A 19,117-nucleotide genomic window follows, 5' to 3' on the forward strand; every position below is an offset into this window, starting at 1 on the left:
CCAACAAAAAGCCCGACTCGATGGTCGGGCTTTTTCATGCGTGCTGCATTATTTACTAGGATGCGCAGCCTGGAGCTTCTTGGCCATCTCCAGGTGATGCTGCAGATCGGGCAGCATTTTCTGGGCAAACGCCTTGAGTTCGGTATTGCCGGGCTTCTTGTCGTCGGTGACGGTCTCGGCTTCCTTCTTGAACAAGGCGATGGTTTCCTCATGGGCCATCACCTGGTTGTTGGCGTAGGCCGGATCGAAGGACTCGTCACGCACATCGAGAATCTTGGCCTTGGCCTTTTTCATCAACGTGGTGTCGTCCGGAACTTCGATGTCATGTTTTTGCGCCAGCGCCTTCAGCTCTTCATTGGCTTTGGTGTGGTCGGCAATCATCTTGTTGGCGAACTCCTTGATGTCCGCCGATTGGCTTTTTTGCAGCGCCAGTTTGCTGGTTTCGATTTCAGCGATGCCGCCGGCTGCCGCGTTGTCGACAAAGTCGCTGGAAGTCGCGGCCCATGCCATGCCCATGCTGGTACTCAGGGCAACTGCCAGGCCGAGTTGACGCAGGGTAAATCTGTCCATAGGTAAGTCTCCACACAGGTTGTACGAGTGTTCTTGTGGTCACTGTTCAATGGAGAGCGGGAAGGGGCCGAAGGTTTGATCGAAGCGCGGCGCGGCACGACGAACGGTCACCGCTGGTCGGATTGGCGGTCGACAGAAGCCGACCGGCAAGGCCATGCTGGTGACAGGCAGTGCCATGAAAAGCACTCGCCACCGAACCAACCAAAGGAGGTGCTCCATGCCGGTGTCCCATGATCTTTGCCAGGATCTTGATTGCACAAAAGACCACATCCAGCAGAAGCGTAGCGAGGATCCGACGCTCGACGAATTGCTCAAGAAGTATGCGCGAATCGACGCCGAGGTCGTGAATGCCGAGAAGCCGCCCGTCACGCTGTCCGATCCTGCTTTGGAGACACTCAAGAAAGAACGCTTGCAGACCAAGGACAAGATCGCCGCGCGGATATAGAAGTCGCATAACGATCAGCTAGGAACCGTTGTGGCGAGGGGATTTATCCCCGTTGGGTCGCGAAGCGGCCCCATTTGAAGGTTGCGAGGGACTGCTGCGCAGCCCAACGGGGATAAATCCCCTCGCCACAGATAACCGGGCATCAACCCAACGGATCCCAGCGCTGGGACCAGTCGCTGCCAGCCTTGACGATCCCCCGCAGAACCTCGAACGCCTGCTGCAACGCCGCCGAATCGCGGTCCCTGGAATACACCAGGTAGGTCGGGTAGTTGAACTCCGGCGCCTTGGGCACCCGTTCCAGAATGCCGCTGTCCAGGTAGCTCTGCACGACCCGGGTGCGGAAGTAGCCGCTACCGCCGTTCTCCAGGATGTACTGCAACGCCAGTGGACCGAGATTGAAGGTCACGGCGGCCTTGGCCTTGTCCGGAAGCGCCGTGTCGTGCTGTCGTCGGAAGTCCGCGCTCCAGTCGATGTACACGTAGGGCTCGGGGCGAGCGGCCAGGCGCACCAGGATGAGTTTTTCCTCCAGCAACTGCTCCACCTGCAATCGCGGCCAGTACTCAGGCTGATAGACCACCGCCGCATCCAGCAGACCCAGCTCCAGTTGCTGCAAGAGTTTTTCACCGTCGCGGATGTCCATGCGCAGGGCATGGCCGGGGATCTTCTGGCGCAGCTCCCCCGCCCAGGCAAGCATCAGGGGATTGCACAAGCTGACCTCGCCACCGAGATGCAAGACGTTGCGATAACCCTCGGGCAACGGCAGGTCCCGGCGGGCGGCCTCCCACGTCTGTACGAGCTGGTTGGCGTAGACCACGAAGGCTTCGCCATCGGCGGTCAATCGCGCACCGGCACGGTTACGCACGAACAGCGCGCAGCCGAGCTGGCTTTCGAGCTTCTGGACCCGGGCGGTAATCGCCGTCTGGGTGACGTGCAGCTTTTGCGCCGCAGCGGCGAGGCTGCCGTGGCGGACGATTTCCAGGAAGGTACGGGCGAGGTCGATGTCCATGGTCGGGCCGAAGCGGGTGGAGCGGGCATTGTAGGTGTTTCGGCCGAGAAACAAAAAATCCCGCCACGAGGGCGGGATTTGGTGACAGCCAGGGCGCGATCCTATCTCAGGATGGGAACAGCTCGGACAGTTTCATGGCCAGCATCATGTCGCCTTCGGCGCGCAGTTTGCCGCCCATGAACGCTTGCATGCCGTCGGTGCTGCCGTCAACAATACCTTCCAGGGTTTCGCCGTCCATGACCAAAGTCACCTGGGCGTCGGGATTTTCACCTTCCTGTAGTTCACAGGTGCTGTCCTTGACGATCAGCGAAAAATTCTTTGTTTCGTCAATGCGGAAACCAAACACCAGGTCCAGGCCGGCAGCGGCGGCTGGGTTGAACTTGGCTTTCATGGCTTGTACGGCGTCGGCTACGGAGGTCATGGTTTCGATCCTTATTTGAGTGGTACAGCAAGGGTCTGCAAGTAATCCGGCCTCAGCGGAAGGTGATGAGGTCCGGGGTCTTCAGCAGTTGCAGATGCGCATGACTGTTGAAGGAAGCCAGGGCCACCTCGCGGCCTCTGAATTTCAGTTGGTTGAGCGAGGTGTTGACGATCTGCCAGTTCAGCTCGAAAGCTTGCCGGGCAGGCATCTGGGTGATCAGGTGAAGCAGGGCGGTGATGGTCCCGCCGGAGGTGAACACGGCGATCCTGTGGGTCTTGTCGGCCTTCTCGAGGATGCGGTGCAGGCCGGCCTGCACCCGCTCGACAAAACCCAGCCAGCTCTCCAGCCCGGGCGGGTCATACTGGCCGCTGAGCCAGCGTTCGACGATCAAGGCAAAAATGCGCTGGAATTCGCCACGGTTCTGCGCCGCGTTGCGCAGGATATGCAGCGCTTCGGGCTCCTGGGGCAGCATGTCCGGCAGCAGGGCACGGATCACCGCATCGGCATCGAATTCGTTGAACGCGGTGTCGATTTCCACCTCGGGAACCGGCAGCCCGGCAGCGGACATCGCGCCCAGCGTGCCGATGGCGGTGTCCTGCTGGCGACGCAGGTCGCCCGAGAGGCAGCGATCGAACACGACTCCGAGCTCCGCCAGGTGGCCGCCCAGCACCTGGGCTTGCCGCATGCCATTGGGCGAAAGGACATCGTAGTCATCCGCACCAAAGGAGGCCTGGCCATGTCGTATCAGATAAATGCTGCCCACGTCCGCGTCATCCCGGTACGTTGAAGGTTTGGCGAGGTTATGAGGATGGCGGAGGGCTGTCAACGAAAAAACATACGCTCGTTTGAAATGACCGTTACAGGCCCGTCCGGACTCACCCGCGTTACGGTAACAGCAGGTTTCATGGCTGGCAGCGGGGCAGGCGCATGGGTATGCTGGGACCGTTACGCGCCTGCGTTCAGTGGCGCATTGCATTTAAGGAGTCGCTGTGGAGTTTTTTGTCGAATACGCCGGTTTTCTGGCCAAGACGGTGACGCTGGTGATCGCCATTCTGGTGGTCATGGCCAGTTTTGCTGCGTTGCGCAGCAAGGGACGGCGCAAGTCGGCCGGGCAGTTGCAAGTCAGCAAGCTCAACGATTTCTACAAGGGCTTGCGTGAGCGTCTGGAGCAGACGCTGCTGGACAAGGACCAGCTCAAGGCGCTGCGCAAAAGTGAAGGCAAGGCCGAGAAGGCCGGGAAGAAACAGAAAGACAAGCCAGCGGCCAAGCCCCGGGTGTTCGTGCTGGACTTCGATGGCGATATCAAGGCTTCCGCCACCGAGAGCCTGCGTCACGAAATTACCGCGCTGCTGACCCTGGCGACCCCGAAGGATGAAGTGGTCTTGCGCCTGGAAAGCGGTGGCGGCATGGTCCACAGCTACGGCCTGGCCTCGTCGCAACTGGCGCGGATCCGTCAGGCCGGCGTGCCGCTGACGGTGTGCATCGACAAGGTTGCAGCCAGCGGCGGCTACATGATGGCGTGCATCGGCGAGAAGATCATCAGCGCCCCGTTCGCGATCCTCGGCTCCATCGGCGTCGTGGCCCAATTGCCCAACGTCAATCGCCTGCTGAAGAAACACGACATCGATTTTGAAGTGCTGACCGCCGGCGAGTACAAACGCACGTTGACGGTGTTTGGTGAGAATACCGAGAAGGGCCGGGAAAAATTCCAGGAAGACCTGGACATCACCCATGAGTTGTTCAAGAACTTCGTGTCCAACTACCGCCCGCAGCTGGCTATCGATGAAGTGGCAACCGGCGAGGTCTGGCTCGGTGTCGCTGCGCTGGAGAAACGCCTGGTTGACGAGCTCAAGACCAGCGATGAATACCTGGCCGAACGGGCCAAGGGTGCCGAGCTCTATCATCTGCACTATGCCGAACGCAAAAGCCTGCAGGAGCGCATCGGCATGGCGGCCAGCGGTTCGGTGGACCGGGTGCTGCTGAGCTGGTGGAGCCGCCTGACGCAGCAGCGGTTCTGGTAGTCCGGGAAAGAGCGGACACACTAAACCCTGTGGGAGCGAGCTTGCTCGCGATAGCGGCGGCACATTCAACAGAGATGCAAGCTGAGCCAGCGCTATCGCGAGCAAGCTCGCTCCCACAAGGTCCAGGGTGGGCTGAAGATTAGGTTTCGCCCCCCCCTCATCAACAAAAAAGCCCTGACCCGGTACACCCGGATCAGGGCTTTTTCATACTTCAACTATCAGCGACGACGAAACAGTGGCAACGGTTCGTCAGTGGCTGCCTGGTAGGTCACCGAAAAGTCCTTGAGGCTTTCGAGGGCTTCATAGGGGTCTTTGTCGGCACGCAGGGCAAAGGCGTCAAAACCGCAGCGGCGCATGTAGAACAGCTGGTCGCGCAGCACATCGCCAATGGCGCGCAATTCGCCCTTGAATCCATAACGCTCACGCAACAGGCGCGCGTTGGAGTAGCTGCGCCCGTCGGTGAAGGCCGGGAAGTTCAGGGCAATGACCTGGAGCTGATTGGCGTCATCGCCGATTTCTTCCGCTTCTTCGTCGGCATCCAGCCACACGCCCAGGCCGCCATCACGGGCTTTGAGCGCATGAGCGTGGTCGCGCCAAAGGGCGAGGGGCACGATCAGGTCGTCGCAGTTGGAAATGCCATCGAAGGTCGCGTCCTTGGGCAGCAAGTGCCAGGTTTCGTCGATGACCTCGTTGTTCTTAATGATTCGCTGCATAGACGCGTTCCTTGAAGAGGTCGATGCCGATACGTTGATAAGTGTCGATGAAACGCTCGTCTTCGGTACGTTGTTCGATGTACACGTCGATCAGCTTCTCGATCACATCCGGCATGTCATCCTGGGCAAACGACGGCCCGAGGATCTTGCCCAGGCTGGCGTCGCGGCTGCCGCTGCCACCGAGGGAAACCTGGTAGAACTCCTCGCCTTTCTTGTCCACGCCGAGGATGCCGATGTGGCCGACGTGGTGGTGACCACAGGCATTCATGCAGCCGGATATGTTCAGGTCCAGCTCGCCGATGTCGAACAGGTAGTCGAGGTCGTCGAAGCGGCGCTGGATCGATTCGGCGATCGGAATCGACTTGGCGTTCGCCAGCGAGCAGAAATCCCCGCCCGGGCAGCAGATCATGTCGGTCAGCAGGCCGATGTTCGGCGTGGCGAAGCCTTGCTCGCGCAGCTCGCCCCACAGGGTGAACAACTGGCTCTGTTCAACGTCCGCCAGGATGATGTTCTGCTCGTGGGACGTGCGCAGTTGGCCAAAGCTGTAGCGGTCGGCCAGGTCGGCCACGGCGTCCATCTGCTTGTCGGTGATATCGCCCGGTGCGACACCGGTCGGCTTCAGCGACAGGGTCACCGCGACGTAGCCCGGTTTCTTGTGCTTGAGGGTGTTGCGTGTCCGCCAGCGCGCGAAGCCCGGGTGTTCCTTGTCGAGGGCGGCCAGTTCGGCGTCCTGGTTGTCCAGGGCCTTGTAGGCCGGATCGACGAAATGCCTGGCCACGCGATGGACTTCGGCTTCGGTCAGGGTGGTCTGGCCGCCACGCAGGTGGACCATTTCGGCCTCGACCTTTTCGGCGAACACTTCAGGCGTCAGGGCCTTGACGAGGATCTTGATCCGCGCCTTGTATTTGTTGTCGCGACGCCCGTAGCGGTTGTATACCCGCAGGATGGCATCGAGGTAGCTCAGCAGGTCCTGCCATGGCAGGAACTCGTTGATGAACGCGCCGACCACCGGCGTACGGCCCAGGCCGCCGCCCACCAGCACGCGGAAGCCCAGCTCGCCGGCGGCGTTGTAGACCGCTTCGAGGCCGATGTCATGGACTTCGATGGCCGCGCGGTCCGAGGTCGAGCCATTGATGGCGATCTTGAACTTGCGCGGCAGGTAGGCGAATTCCGGGTGGAACGTGGTCCATTGGCGAACGATCTCGCACCATGGGCGCGGGTCGATCAGTTCGTCGGCCGCGACGCCGGCAAACTGGTCGGTGGTCACGTTGCGCAGGCAGTTGCCGCTGGTCTGGATCGCGTGCATCTGCACGGTGGCCAGTTCCGCGAGGATCTCGGGCACGTCTTCCAGGGCAGGCCAGTTGTACTGGACGTTCTGCCGGGTACTGATATGGGCATAGCCCTTGTCATAGTCGCGGGCAATCTGGGCCAGCTTGCGCACCTGGCGCGAGGTCAGTTGGCCATAAGGCACCGCGACGCGCAGCATCGGGGCGAAGCGCTGGATATACAGGCCATTCTGCAAGCGCAGAGGGCGGAATTCTTCTTCGCTCAGCTCGCCTGCCAGATAGCGTCGGGTCTGATCACGGAACTGCTTGACGCGGTCCTCGATGATCCGCTGATCGTACTCGTCATATACGTACATATAAGTCTCGTTCTCAGGCTTGGGCCGATCAGAAACAGCTGCAGGTTGGCTCGCTGAAATCGGGTTCTGCCTCGGCAATTCTGCGCGCACGGCCGCGCACTCCTAGAGGAGCCGGTGCAAGATACCTGTTTTGAGTTATGCGCAAAAGTGATGTTTGAGTATATGTAAAGAACCAAATCGACTAATGCCTTCGATTATTGGCTAACCCACATTTGTCGTACGGGCAATCATCGTCTTAACTGTGGTCGAGTCCCTATGCAATCACCTACAAAACCGACAAGAGGCGATGCAATGAGTAATCCGACCAAAGCAAGGAAAAGCGACAGTACCGTTGATGCCTGGGCCATTCTGTTCCTGATTATCCTGGTGGTAGGCACGGCGGTGTTCTGGGTCAGTCATCAATAAACGGTAGCCCTGTGGTGAAGAAACTGTGGGAGCGAGCTTGCTCGCGATGACGGTGGTTCAGTCACTATTGAGGTTGACTGACACATCGCCATCGCGAGCAAGCTCGCTCCCACAGGGGTATCGGGGTTTCCGTCAGATGTTTCTACAACCCCGCCAGATGCACCACCAGCTTGACGATGCCAAACAGGGTCAAGGCGAAGATCACCGTGAACGCGATTCCCAGTATCACGAAGTGACTTGGCTTGCCGTGGGTGAAATCCCGGGCGCGGTTCTTGCCGCTCTGCACGCCGAAAGCGGCGGCCAGCACGCTGTGCATCATCTGCAACAGGGTCGGCGGCTTGTTGTCGACTGGATCGTCCATAAATCCCTCGTCTGCCATGAGTTCAGGACAAGCATAGACAACCCCAGGGAAAAGATCGCAGCGCGCCTCGGCTGCGATCTTTTCAGAGGCGCCTGATCAGTTGTCGTAGCCCAGGTTCGGCGCCAGCCAGCGTTCGGTCACGCTCAGGTCCTGGCCCTTGCGCGCGGTGTAGCTCTGCACCTGGTCCTTGTCGATCTTGCCCACGGCGAAATACTGCGCCTGGGGGTGGGCGAAGTACCAGCCGCTGACCGCCGCCGCCGGGAACATCGCGTAGTGTTCGGTGAGGAACACGCCGCTGCGCCCGGCTTTCAGTTCGCTGGCCTCGGGGTCGAGCAGGCGGAACAGGGTGGCTTTCTCGGTGTGATCCGGGCAGGCCGGGTAACCCGGGGCAGGGCGGATGCCGGTGTATTGCTCCTTGATCAGCGCCTCGTTGTCCAGGCGCTCATCCTTGGCATAGCCCCAATACTCCTTGCGCACCTGCTGGTGCAGCCATTCGGCGCAAGCTTCGGCCAGGCGGTCGGCCAGGGCCTTGACCATGATCGAGTTGTAGTCGTCGCCGGCGTTCTGGTAGGCCTTGGCGACTTCTTCGGCACCGATACCGGCGGTGGTGATGAAGCCACCGACGTAGTCGGTCACGCCGCTGTCCTTGGGTGCGACGAAGTCGGCCAGGGAGAAGTTCGGCTTGCCGTCGGTCTTGATGATCTGCTGGCGCAGGTGATGCAGGCGCGCCAGTGGCTTGCCTTGATCGTCGTAGACTTCCAGGTCGTCGTCATGCACCTGGTTCGCCGGCCAGAAGCCGAACACCGCGCGCGCGCTGATAAGTTTCTCGTCGATCAGCTTGCGCAGCATCGCCCGGGCATCGGCGTACAGCGCGGTGGCCGCTTCGCCGACCACTTCGTCGGTAAGGATGCGCGGGTATTTGCCGGCCAGGTCCCAGGAAATGAAAAACGGCGTCCAGTCGATGTACTCGGCCAGGACGTTCAGGTCGATATCGTCCAGCACCCGTGCGCCGGTGAAAGTCGGCTTGACCGGCTGGTAGCTGCTCCAGTCGAACTGCGGCTTCTTCGCCACGGCCGCCGGGTAGCTCAGGCGCTCGGTGCGGGCGCTGCGGTTGGAGGTGCGCTCGCGCACGTCGATGTAGTCCAGGCGGGTCTTCTCGACGAACGCCGGCTTGAGCTCCTTGGACAGCAACTGCGTTGCCACGCCGACGGCGCGGGAGGCGTCGGTGACGTAGATCACTGCATCATTGCTGTACTTGGGCTCGATCTTCACGGCGGTGTGGGCCTTGGAGGTCGTGGCGCCACCGATCATCAGTGGCAGGTGGAAGTCCTGGCGCTGCATCTCCCGCGCCACATGCACCATTTCATCCAGGGACGGTGTGATCAGGCCGGACAGGCCGATGATGTCGCACTTCTCGTCCTTGGCCACCTGAAGGATTTTCTCCGCCGGCACCATCACGCCGAGGTCGACCACGTCGTAGCCGTTGCACCCCAGCACCACGCCGACGATGTTCTTGCCGATGTCGTGGACATCGCCCTTGACCGTGGCCATGAGGATCTTGCCCTTGGCCTCTGGCTTGTCGCCTTTTTCCGCTTCGATGAACGGGATCAGGTGCGCCACCGCCTGCTTCATCACGCGGGCGGACTTGACCACCTGGGGCAGGAACATCTTGCCGGCGCCAAACAGGTCGCCGACGATGTTCATGCCGGCCATCAGCGGGCCTTCGATCACTTCGATCGGGCGGGCGAAGGACAGGCGCGATTCCTCGGTGTCCTCGACGATGTGGGTGGTGATGCCCTTGACCAGCGCGTGCTCCAGGCGCTTGTTCACTTCCCAGCCGCGCCATTCTTCGGTTTCCGCTTCCTTGACGCTGCCGTCGCCCTTGTACTTGTCGGCGATCGCGAGGAGGGCGTCGGTGCCTTCGGGTGTACGGTTGAGGATCACGTCTTCCACCGCGTCGCGCAGTTCCACCGGGATCTGGTCGTAGATCTCCAGTTGGCCGGCGTTGACGATGCCCATGGTCAGGCCCGCGCGGATCGCGTGCAGCAGGAACACCGAGTGGATCGCCTCGCGCACCGGGTTGTTGCCACGGAACGAGAACGACACGTTGGACACACCACCGGAGGTCAGCGCGTAGGGCAGTTCATCGCGGATGTAGGCGCAGGCGTTGATGAAGTCCACGGCATAGTTGTTGTGCTCTTCGATACCGGTGGCGACGGCGAAGATGTTCGGGTCGAAGATGATGTCTTCCGGCGGGAAGCCAACCTCGTTGACCAGGATATCGTAGGAGCGCTTGCAGATTTCCTTCTTGCGCGCCTCGGTGTCGGCCTGGCCGGCTTCGTCGAAGGCCATCACCACCACGGCGGCGCCGTAGCGCTTGCACAGCTTGGCGTGATGGATGAACTGCTCGACGCCTTCCTTCATGCTGATGGAGTTGACGATGCCCTTACCCTGGATGCACTTGAGGCCCGCTTCGATGACTTCCCACTTGGATGAATCGATCATGATCGGCACGCGGGAGATGTCCGGTTCGCCGGCGATCAGATTGAGGAAGGTCACCATGGCCTTCTTCGAATCGAGCATGCCCTCGTCCATGTTGATGTCGATCACCTGGGCGCCGGCCTCGACCTGTTGCAGCGCCACTTCCAGGGCTTCGGTGTAGTTGTCTTCGCGGATCAGCCGGGCGAATTTTGCGGAGCCGGTGATGTTGGTCCGCTCGCCGACGTTGACGAACAATGAGCTGCGATCGATGGTGAACGGTTCCAGGCCCGACAGACGGCACGCCCGGGGAATCTCGGGAATCTGCCGTGGAGCATAACCAGCGACGGCCTTGGCGATAGCTTCGATGTGCGCCGGGGTGGTGCCGCAGCAACCGCCGACGATATTGAGGAAGCCGCTCTGGGCGAACTCCTCGATGACCTTGGCGGTGTCCACCGGCAGCTCGTCGTATTCGCCGAATTCGTTGGGCAGGCCGGCGTTGGGGTGCGCCGACACATGGGTGCTGGCCTTGTTCGACAGCTCTTCCAGGTATGGGCGCAGTTCGCTGGCGCCGAGGGCGCAGTTCAGGCCGACGGAGATCGGCTTGGCGTGGGCCACCGAGTTCCAGAAGGCTTCGGTGGTCTGGCCGGAGAGGGTGCGGCCGGAGGCGTCGGTGATGGTGCCGGAAATCATGATCGGCAGCTCGATGCCCAGCTCTTCATAGACGCCTTGCACGGCGAAGATCGCGGCCTTGGCATTGAGCGTATCGAAAATGGTCTCGATCAGGATCAGGTCGGCGCCGCCTTCGATCAGGCCCTTGGTGGCTTCGGTGTAATTCTCCACCAACTCGTCGAAGGTCACGTTGCGGTAGCCGGGGTTGTTCACGTCCGGCGACAGCGAGCAGGTGCGGCTGGTCGGGCCGAGCACGCCTGCGACGAAGCGCGGCTTGTCCGGGGTTTCGAGGGTCTTGGCGTCGGCCACCTTGCGGGCCAGGCGCGCGCCTTCCAGGTTCAGCTCGTAGGCCAGGCCCTGCATGCCGTAGTCGGCCTGGGACACCTGGGTGGCGTTGAAGGTGTTGGTTTCGAGGATGTCGGCGCCGGCATCCAGGTACGCCTTCTCGATAGCGCCAATCACGTCGGGGCGGGTCAGTACGAGCAGATCGTTGTTGCCCTTGACGTCGCTCGGCCAGTCGGCGAAGCGTTTGCCACGGTAGTCCTGCTCCTCCAGCTTGTAGCTCTGGATCATCGTGCCCATGCCGCCGTCGAGGATCAGGATGCGTTCCTTGAGGGCTTGCTGGAGAAGATAAAGGCGAGCGCTGCGATCAGACATAGGACTACCTGGAAAAAAGACCATTACGAAGGCCGGAATGATAGCAAACCTGTGCGGGATTTGATCATGCAGGGCTTTTGCATGAATATCGCTCATGTTTGCAAGGCCATGCTGGCCCGGTAGAATCGCCGGACTATCTCTTAGGGACCCGAGACATGCCGTACCGCGTCTTATCCGGCAGTCTGTTGCTGCTGTTATGTTTTACCGCAGCCGCCGGGAATCCCGCTTCCGCGATCTCCTACACTCGCGACATCCAGCCGATCTTCACGGAAAAATGCGTGGCTTGCCATGCCTGCTACGACTCCGCCTGCCAGTTGAACCTGGGCAGCGGCGAGGGCGCGCTGCGGGGTGCGAGCAAGCTGCCGGTGTATGACGGCGAGCGCCGCCAGGCCGCTGACCCGACCCGCCTGTTCTATGATGCCTCCGGCCAGCGGGCCTGGCAGCGCAAGGGCTTTTATTCGGTGATCGATGCCCAGGGCAGCCAGGCGGCATTGATGGCTCGCATGCTGGAGCTCGGACACCGCACGCCCTTGCAGCCCAACGCCAAATTGCCGGAAGACATCGTACTGGGCTTGAGCCGCGACAACAGTTGCCCGACGCCGGACCAATTCGACGCCTACGCGGCTGTTCATCCCAAGGAAGGCATGCCTCTGGCGGTCACCGGCCTGACCGACCAGCAATACCAGACGCTACAGCGCTGGCTGGCGGCCGGCGCGCCCATCGACCAGCAGGCCTTGGCGCCAAGCGCCGCCGAAGCCTTGCAGGTGGTGCAGTGGGAAAACCTGCTCAATGCCCCTGGCGCCCGGGAAAGCCTGGTCGGTCGCTGGCTGTTCGAGCACCTCTTCCTGGCCCACATCTATTTCAAGGGCGGCGAGCCGGGGCATTTCTTCCAGTGGGTGCGCTCGCGCACGCCGACCGGCCAGCCAATCGACCTGATCAACACTCGCCGTCCAAATGACGACCCTGGCACCCGCATCTATTACCGGCTCTGGCCGGTGCAGGGGGTGATCGTGCACAAGACCCACATCACTTATGGCTTGAGCGCGGCGAAGATGGCGCGGATCAGGAGTCTGTTCTACAGCGGTAACTGGCAGGTCAGCGCATTGCCGGGCTACGGGCCGGAGCGTCGGGCCAATCCGTTTTCCACCTTCGAGGCGATTCCGGCCCAGGCCCGCTATCAGTTCATGCTCGATAACGCCGAGTATTTCGTGCGCACGTTCATCCGTGGCCCGGTGTGCCGGGGCCAGATCGCCACGGACGTCATTCGCGATAACTTCTGGGCGTTGTTCCAGGCGCCCGAGCACGACTTGTACATCACCGACCCCAACTATCGCGGCCAGGCCACGCCGTTGCTGGCGATGCCGGGCCAGAACGATGACGTCGGCAGCGTCGTCAGCCTGTGGCTCGATTATCGCGACAAGCGCAACGCGTACGAAGCCCTGCGCCGCGACAGCTACGCCGAGCTCCCGGCGCCGGGCTGGTCGACGCTGTGGGCGGGCAATGACAATGCGCTGCTGAGCATCTTCCGGCATTTCGACAGTGCCTCGGTGACCAAGGGCCTGATTGGCGAGGTGCCGCAGACGCTGTGGCTGTTCGATTTCCCGCTGCTGGAGCGCACCTATTATCAACTGGCGGTGAATTTCGACGTGTTCGGCAATGTCTCCCACCAGGCCCAGACCCGGCTGTATTTCGACCTGATCCGCAACGGCGCGGAACAGAACTTCCTGCGCCTGATGCCGGCCGATTCCCGCGAAGGTTACCTCGACGACTGGTACCAGGCCGGTGGGAAATTCAAGATGTGGCTGGATTACGAGGCCATCGACGACGACAAGCCGACTGCGCTCAAGCTCGACGAAGAAGACCCCAAGCGCGACTTTGCCCGGCAGCTGTTGCTTCGCTATGGCGAGCTGAACGCGCGCCCCGACCCGATCAACCGCTGTGCGGGCGCGTATTGCTCGCGTCCCAATATCGACCCGGCGCTGCAGGATGCCGAGCAGGCTTTGAGTCGCCTGGTGTCGCGTCCGGCGGCGGGTCTCAGGGTCATTGATCAACTGCCGGAAGCGACGATGCTGCGCGTCGAAACCCTGGACGGTCGGCGCGAGGTCTACAGCCTGCTGCGCAACCGCGCCCACAGCAACGTGGCGTTCCTGCTGGGTGAAGCGCTGCGCTACCAGCCAGGGCTGGACACCCTGACCGTTTATCCGGGCGTGCTCAGCAGCTATCCAAATTTCATCTTAAATATCCCGGCGGGGCAGGTGCCGGCGTTTGTCGATGCCATGGAGAACGCGCCGGATGCGGCGGCTTTCGAGCGAATCGTCGAGCGCTGGGGGATTCGCCGCAGTCATCCGCAGTTCTGGCGGTATTTCCACGATCTGAGTCGCTACATCGAGGAAACCGACCCCTTGGAAGCGGGCGTGCTGGACATGAATCGTTATCAGAACCTCTGAGCAACGTAGCCGACGGAGCGCCCTTGCGCGCTCGGCTGCTTTCCTGACAAAAATACTGGGACTTTGTCCGGCGCGATGATTGGCGTAAACTGCCGGCAAGCCTGCGAGGAGTTTCCATGACCGCCATTACCATTACCGATGCCGCCCACGATTACCTGGCCGACCTGCTGTCCAAGCAGAACACCCCGGGTATCGGGATCCGCATCTTCATCACCCAGCCCGGCACCCAGTACGCAGAGACGTGCATTGCCTACTGCAAGCCGGGAGAAGAAAAACCCGAAGACACCGCGCTGGGGCTCAAGAGCTTCACTGCGTACATCGACTCGTTCAGCGAAGCTTTCCTGGACGATGCGGTGGTCGACTACGCCACCGACCGCATGGGCGGCCAGTTGACCATCAAGGCGCCGAACGCCAAGGTACCGATGGTCAACGCCGACAGCCCGGTCAACGAGCGCATCAACTACTACCTGCAAACCGAGATCAACCCGGGGCTGGCCAGCCACGGCGGCCAGGTGTCGCTGATCGACGTGGTGGAAGACGGCATCGCCGTGCTCCAGTTCGGCGGCGGTTGCCAGGGCTGCGGCCAGGCTGACGTGACCTTGAAGGAAGGCATCGAGCGCACCTTGCTCGAGCGCATCCCGGAACTCAAGGGCGTGCGCGACGTGACCGACCACACGCAGAAAGAAAACGCCTACTACTGATAGGTGCTGGCTGCGCGCAGAACACTGTGGCGAGGGAGCTTGCTCCCGCTCGATTGCGTAGCAATCGCAAGGCAACCCGCGTGTCTTCCGTGATTGACGCGTGAGTCGCCAGGGGACCGCTTCGCGGTCCAGCGGGAGCAAGCTCCCTCGCCACAAAAGCTTCTAAGGTCAGCATGCCATCCCAGGGGCGCCGCCGATCCCTGTGGGAGCGAGCCTGCTCGCGAAGGGGCCGGCATATTCGACATCGTTGCCGGCTGATCCACCGCTTTCGCGAGCAGGCTCGCTCCTACAAGGGATTCCGGTTGGGTCATGTCGACGAGTCAGGGCCTGTACAGATGCGCATGCCCGGCGCGATACAGCGATGATTCGCTGAACACATCATTGCCCAACACACGCCCCACCAGTATCAGCGCTGTACGTCGAAAGCCCTTGGCCTGGACCTTCCCGGCGATATCCTCCAGCGTACCCACCACCCAATCCTGATCCGGCCACGTGGCCCGGTGAATCACCGCGATCGGACAGTCCGTGCCGTAGTGGGGCAGCAGTTCGGCGACTATTTTTTCCAGGTGATTGACGCCCAGGTGAATTGCCATGGTTGCGCCATGCTGCGCCAGGCTGGCGAGTTCTTCCCCAGCGGGCATCGCGGTCTTGTCCGCGTAGCGGGTCAGGATCACGCTCTGGGACACGTCCGGCAGCGTCAGCTCGGCACCGAGCAGGGCCGCGCAGGCTGAGGTGGCGGTGACGCCCGGAACGATTTCGAAAGGGATGTCGAGCTCGCGCAAGCAGCGGATCTGCTCGCCGATGGCGCCATACAGACTCGGATCGCCGGAGTGCACCCGGGCCACGTCCTGGCCGTTCAGATGCGCGATCCTGATCAGTTCGACGATCTGTTCCAGGTGCAGCTCTGCGCTGTTGACCACCTGTTCGGCGCTGTTGCCTTCGAGCACGGCCGCCGGCACCAGGGAGCCGGCGTAGATGATCACCGGGCAACGGTGGATCAGGCGCTGGCCTTTCACGGTGATCAGTTCCGGGTCGCCGGGGCCGGCACCGATGAAGTAAACGGTCATGACCGGTTCCTGTAGAAAAGGGCCTTGCATGAGCAGCGCTCATGATTCCGGCGGCGATTATCGAGGGTTACGAAGCTGCCGCCAATGCCAGAGTGGCTTGCGCACTTTTCTGGCGGGTAATCAGCAGTCTGGCGGGCGAATCGCCCAGTTGATCGGCCAGGGCAAGGGCGGCGCTTTCGGCGACGCCGTGGCAGCCCGTACGCTCGAAGGCGATCCGGGAACGCTGGCTGAGCTGCGTTTGATAACCCGCCAACTGCTCGGCAGTGAAGCAGGTCAGTGGCAGCGCCAATTGCTCGGCCAGCTCCAGCAGGCCCGGTTCGTCGTGCTTGAGATCGATGCTGGCCAAGGCCTGTACGTTATCGAGCGCTATGCCGTGGGCCAGCAGCGTCTGCTCAAGCAATGCCCGCAACGCACTGGCCGGGCAACCGCGTTGGCAGCCCAGGCCGACCACCAGGATCGGCCCGCTACTCATGCGTCGTGGCGAGCCTGGGCGTCACGGCGAAACAGCCAGACGCTGATCAGTCCCAAGGCAAGCCAGAACGCGACGTTGGTCAGTTGCGCGGCGATCTTGAACTGGCTTTCCAGCGCCTCGGGCGCGAGCATCGAGTGGACTTCAGGCTGTGGCGCGCCGATGACGTGAGGCACCAGCAGGGTCGCAACACCCAGCAGCTTCAGCAGCCATTGCCGGCCGAAGGCAATCAGGGCGATGCCCACCGCCGTGGCCGCCGCCGTGCCGATCCACCACATCTGCCGCTGGGCCAGCTCGGCCGCCGCCGTGCCAGGCAGTTCCGGTGGCAGGCCAAGCGTTGGCGCGAGGACGAAGGTGGCGTAGCCGGCCAGGCCCCAAAGCAAGCCTTGGGACGTACGCGTCGGCTCGCGCAAGGTGTACAGGCCCGCCAGCATCAGGGCGAAACCCACCGCGACCACCAGGTTGCCGCCCGTGGTGGCGAGCAGGCGTTGCCAGCCGTCTTGCGGTTCCCAGGCTTCGTCGTCATGGTTGTGGGCAGCGCCCGAGGCATGCTCATGGACTTCGCTGGTCGGAGCCTTTTCGTAGGTTTCGGCCTGCTGAATCAGCGGCGAGACCCACAGGCTTTGCAGAAGAGTCAGCAGCAGGGCGGCCAGCAGCCCGCTGAAACCGGCAGTCCGGGCGATACGCTTGATCATGTCGTCAGGTCTCAGTGGCACGGGAATGCGGCGCTATGCCGGGTGTCGTGGGCCGCGTTGTGCACCGCTTCGATGTGGGAGAAACCGGCGAAGTAGACCAGGCCCGCGCCGAGGATCGAGGCGAGGACCGCCGCGCTCAGGCGCTGGCTCAGGGTGACAGTGCTGCTGCTGCTGGTGCGGGCGGTGCTGCTGATGGTCGACATGGCGCTTCCCTCGGGTTTGTCGGCGGGGAAGCGAGCGCAATGAAAACCCGGGCGAGGGCTCGCCAGAATTCGAACAGCGCCCGCCCACCGCGGGTTTGTTGAGCTTGAGTCATGGGCCGGTCTCCGGGCTCGCGAGGGGCTGGGCCGAAGCCTTGCCTGCAAGCGTCACCTTCCCATGCCAGGCACAGTGGATTCGACGCTTCGCTCGCTTACCGTTGCGGGGGCAGCACCGGACTGACGTGGCCTTGGAGTAAAGCACACGATTCACCGGTTTCCCGTTTCACCCTGTGAAGGGCACCCGTAACTAGGCCGACAGGAGACCATGGGCGAGGCCGGGGCGTCAATCGCGGCTTCGCGCCACCGATGCGGCGGAATATTTTTCACCTTGCCCTGCAAAAGCCGCAGGCCGGGCCGATAACGAGGTAGGCGTACACACAATTATCCCAAACAATACGCCGGCGGCATGGATGCTCGACCATCACCCGAGGCTTCCCCATGTCCCTACGCAGTTTGAATATCGCCCCCCGAGCCTTTCTCGGCTTCACTGTCATCGCACTGCTCGTCGTTGTTCTCGGCGTGTTCGCCGCCAATCGCATGTCTGTCATTCGCCAGGCCTCGGTGGATATGGAACAGACCCAGGTGCCCAGCGTCAGCCATCTGGCCAGTGTGATGGAAAGCGTCCTGCGCATGCGCATCCTCTCGTTTCGCATATTGGTGAACCGTGATCCGGCCAGCCTGAAAGAAGCCGACGGGCGCATCGGTGTGCTGGTGGAAAAACTGCACAAGGCCAATAACAGCTATGCGGCGCTGCCGGCCACCCCGCAAGAGGCCGAGCTGTACAAGACTTTTTCCGCGACGCTTGCAAAGTATCTCGAGGCCCAGCAGGAAATGCTCCAGCTGTCGCGTCAGGACAAGATTGATCAACTGCGCGCCCATATCAATACGCGGATCAAGGAAGGCACCGACCTGATGGGCGAACAGCTCAACAAACTCATCGAGTTCAACGTGGCCAGCGCCAGCGATGCATCGGCCAAGGCTGGCGACTATTACACCAGCGCCATCACCGGCATCATCGTCGTCTCGGTTATCGCCGCACTGGCGACCGTGCTGCTGGCCTTGCTCCTGACCCGCAGTATCGTCACTCCCCTGAACCGGGCGCTCGAAGCAGCCCGGACCATCGCCGGCGGCAATCTGGTCACCGTCATCGTCGACGCTGGCAAGGACGAACCCGCGCGATTGCTCCAGGCCTTGGGCGCCATGCAGGGCAGCCTGCGCCAGACCATCGAGCAGATTGCCGGTTCCGCCACCCAACTGGGCGCCGCGGCTGAAGAGTTGAGTGCCGTCACCCAAGAGTCTTCCCGTGGTTTGCAACGGCAGCACAGCGAAATCGAGCAGGCGGCCACCGCCGTCAATGAGATGACCGCCGCGGTCGAGGAGGTTGCCCGCAACGCGGTGTCCACTTCCGAAGCCTCGAACCAGTCCACCCAGGCGGCCCGGGAAGGGCGCACGCGAGTGGTGGAAACCGTCGATGCGATCCAGACCATGACCCACGACGTACAAGCCACCGCCGCGATGGTCGAGGGCTTGGCGGTCCAGGGGCGTGACATCGGCAAGGTGCTGGACGTGATCCGCGCCATCGCCGAACAGACCAACCTGCTGGCCCTCAACGCGGCCATCGAAGCGGCCCGGGCCGGGGAGGCCGGACGTGGTTTCGCAGTGGTGGCCGATGAAGTCCGCGCCTTGGCCCATCGCACCGCGCAGTCGACCCAGGAAATCGAAAAAATGGTTGCCGGCATCCAGAACGGCACCGGCCAGGCCGTGCAGTCGATGCAGCAAAGCAACCAGCGCACCCAAAGCACCCTGGAACTGGCCCGTGGCGCCGGTGTGGCGCTGGAACAGATCACCCAGTCGATCCACCAGATCAACGAGCGCAACCTGGTCATTGCCAGCGCGTCCGAAGAACAGGCCCAGGTCTCCCGTGAAGTGGACCGCAACCTGATGAACATCCGTGACCTGGCGACCCAATCGGCCAGCGGCGCGCAACAGACCAGCGACGCCACTCACGAACTGTCGCGCCTGGCGGTGGGTTTGAATGCGACGGTGGCGCGCTTCGTTATTTGAGATAGGGTTGAAGCTGGATACCG

Annotated in this window: 16 protein-coding genes, 2 pseudogenes and 1 riboswitch; of the genes and pseudogenes, 6 read left to right on the forward strand and 12 right to left on the reverse strand. The window is 62.1% G+C overall.

Going from position 1 to position 19,117, the window contains the following annotated elements:
- Positions 1 to 48 precede the first annotated feature (48 nt).
- Positions 49 to 570: a DUF4142 domain-containing protein gene (locus PSH78_RS10455; RefSeq protein ID WP_305500278.1), complete on the reverse strand. Its 522-nt coding sequence runs from the start codon at positions 568 to 570 to the stop codon at positions 49 to 51.
- A gap of 217 nt (positions 571 to 787) precedes the next feature.
- Here PSH78_RS10455 and PSH78_RS10460 point away from each other — a divergent pair, with 217 nt between their 5' ends.
- Positions 788 to 1,015: a YdcH family protein gene (locus tag PSH78_RS10460; RefSeq protein WP_305500279.1), complete on the forward strand. Its 228-nt coding sequence runs from the start codon at positions 788 to 790 to the stop codon at positions 1,013 to 1,015.
- A gap of 142 nt (positions 1,016 to 1,157) precedes the next feature.
- Here PSH78_RS10460 and PSH78_RS10465 read toward each other — a convergent pair whose 3' ends face one another.
- The 3 genes from PSH78_RS10465 to PSH78_RS10475 form a co-directional block, all read right to left on the reverse strand.
- The gene (locus PSH78_RS10465) at positions 1,158 to 2,021 is read right to left on the reverse strand and encodes a LysR family transcriptional regulator (RefSeq protein ID WP_305501220.1); all 864 of its coding nucleotides are present in this window, start codon (positions 2,019 to 2,021) and stop codon (positions 1,158 to 1,160) included.
- A gap of 106 nt (positions 2,022 to 2,127) precedes the next feature.
- Complete coding sequence (locus tag PSH78_RS10470; protein WP_103302367.1) at positions 2,128 to 2,442, reverse strand: SCP2 sterol-binding domain-containing protein; 315 nt, start codon at positions 2,440 to 2,442, stop codon at positions 2,128 to 2,130.
- Positions 2,443 to 2,494: 52 nt separating this feature from the next.
- Positions 2,495 to 3,205 carry a histidine phosphatase family protein gene (locus PSH78_RS10475; RefSeq protein WP_305500283.1) on the reverse strand — a complete coding sequence of 237 codons (711 nt, stop codon included), beginning with the start codon at positions 3,203 to 3,205 and terminating at the stop codon, positions 2,495 to 2,497.
- A gap of 226 nt (positions 3,206 to 3,431) precedes the next feature.
- Between PSH78_RS10475 and sohB the strand changes: the two genes are divergently transcribed.
- Positions 3,432 to 4,463: a protease SohB gene (sohB, locus tag PSH78_RS10480; protein ID WP_305500284.1), complete on the forward strand. Its 1,032-nt coding sequence runs from the start codon at positions 3,432 to 3,434 to the stop codon at positions 4,461 to 4,463.
- 218 nt (positions 4,464 to 4,681) lie between these two features.
- Here sohB and PSH78_RS10485 read toward each other — a convergent pair whose 3' ends face one another.
- From PSH78_RS10485 to metH, 4 genes are all read right to left on the reverse strand, one after another.
- Positions 4,682 to 5,176, reverse strand: a complete 495-nt coding sequence (locus PSH78_RS10485; protein ID WP_305500286.1) for a DUF934 domain-containing protein — start codon at positions 5,174 to 5,176, stop codon at positions 4,682 to 4,684.
- Positions 5,160 to 6,818 (reverse strand): nitrite/sulfite reductase, encoded by a 1,659-nt coding sequence (locus PSH78_RS10490; RefSeq protein ID WP_305500287.1) that lies wholly within the window; start codon positions 6,816 to 6,818, stop codon positions 5,160 to 5,162. Before PSH78_RS10490 ends, PSH78_RS10485 begins: the two co-directional genes overlap by 17 nt.
- Before the next feature lie 547 nt (positions 6,819 to 7,365).
- A complete protein-coding gene (locus PSH78_RS10495) occupies positions 7,366 to 7,584 on the reverse strand; it encodes a DUF2970 domain-containing protein (protein ID WP_024781254.1) in 219 nt (72 codons plus the stop codon).
- A gap of 96 nt (positions 7,585 to 7,680) precedes the next feature.
- Positions 7,681 to 11,391 (reverse strand): methionine synthase, encoded by a 3,711-nt coding sequence (gene metH, locus PSH78_RS10500; protein WP_305500288.1) that lies wholly within the window; start codon positions 11,389 to 11,391, stop codon positions 7,681 to 7,683.
- 155 nt (positions 11,392 to 11,546) lie between these two features.
- On the opposite strand from metH, the gene PSH78_RS10505 reads away from it, so the two are divergent.
- Both PSH78_RS10505 and nfuA read left to right on the forward strand, forming a co-directional pair.
- Positions 11,547 to 13,838: a fatty acid cis/trans isomerase gene (locus tag PSH78_RS10505; RefSeq protein WP_305500290.1), complete on the forward strand. Its 2,292-nt coding sequence runs from the start codon at positions 11,547 to 11,549 to the stop codon at positions 13,836 to 13,838.
- A 116-nt stretch (positions 13,839 to 13,954) separates the two neighbouring features.
- Complete coding sequence (gene nfuA, locus PSH78_RS10510; protein ID WP_003182850.1) at positions 13,955 to 14,539, forward strand: Fe-S biogenesis protein NfuA; 585 nt, start codon at positions 13,955 to 13,957, stop codon at positions 14,537 to 14,539.
- 320 nt (positions 14,540 to 14,859) lie between these two features.
- Here nfuA and cobM read toward each other — a convergent pair whose 3' ends face one another.
- The 4 genes from cobM to PSH78_RS10530 form a co-directional block, all read right to left on the reverse strand.
- Positions 14,860 to 15,606, reverse strand: coding sequence for a precorrin-4 C(11)-methyltransferase (gene cobM / locus PSH78_RS10515; RefSeq protein WP_305500291.1), 747 nt, complete (start codon positions 15,604 to 15,606; stop codon positions 14,860 to 14,862).
- Between the two features lie 67 nt (positions 15,607 to 15,673).
- Complete coding sequence (locus PSH78_RS10520) at positions 15,674 to 16,078, reverse strand: cobalamin biosynthesis protein (protein ID WP_305500293.1); 405 nt, start codon at positions 16,076 to 16,078, stop codon at positions 15,674 to 15,676.
- Entirely contained in the window at positions 16,075 to 16,770 is a 696-nt protein-coding gene (locus tag PSH78_RS10525) for a CbtA family protein (RefSeq protein ID WP_305500294.1), read from the reverse strand. Before PSH78_RS10525 ends, PSH78_RS10520 begins: the two co-directional genes overlap by 4 nt.
- An 11-nt stretch (positions 16,771 to 16,781) precedes the next feature.
- Positions 16,782 to 16,973 (reverse strand): CbtB-domain containing protein, encoded by a 192-nt coding sequence (locus PSH78_RS10530; protein WP_305500295.1) that lies wholly within the window; start codon positions 16,971 to 16,973, stop codon positions 16,782 to 16,784.
- Positions 16,974 to 17,069: 96 nt separating this feature from the next.
- Positions 17,070 to 17,290: riboswitch (cobalamin riboswitch) on the reverse strand.
- A gap of 178 nt (positions 17,291 to 17,468) precedes the next feature.
- On the opposite strand from PSH78_RS10530, the pseudogene PSH78_RS26610 reads away from it, so the two are divergent.
- A pseudogene (locus tag PSH78_RS26610) lies at positions 17,469 to 18,191 on the forward strand (MCP four helix bundle domain-containing protein); the annotation flags it as partial.
- 303 nt (positions 18,192 to 18,494) lie between these two features.
- Positions 18,495 to 19,094: pseudogene (locus tag PSH78_RS26615) on the forward strand (methyl-accepting chemotaxis protein); the annotation flags it as partial.
- Positions 19,095 to 19,117 lie beyond the last annotated feature (23 nt).

The sequence above is a fragment of the Pseudomonas sp. FP198 genome, assembly GCF_030687895.1.
Taxonomy (GTDB): Bacteria; Pseudomonadota; Gammaproteobacteria; order Pseudomonadales; family Pseudomonadaceae; genus Aquipseudomonas.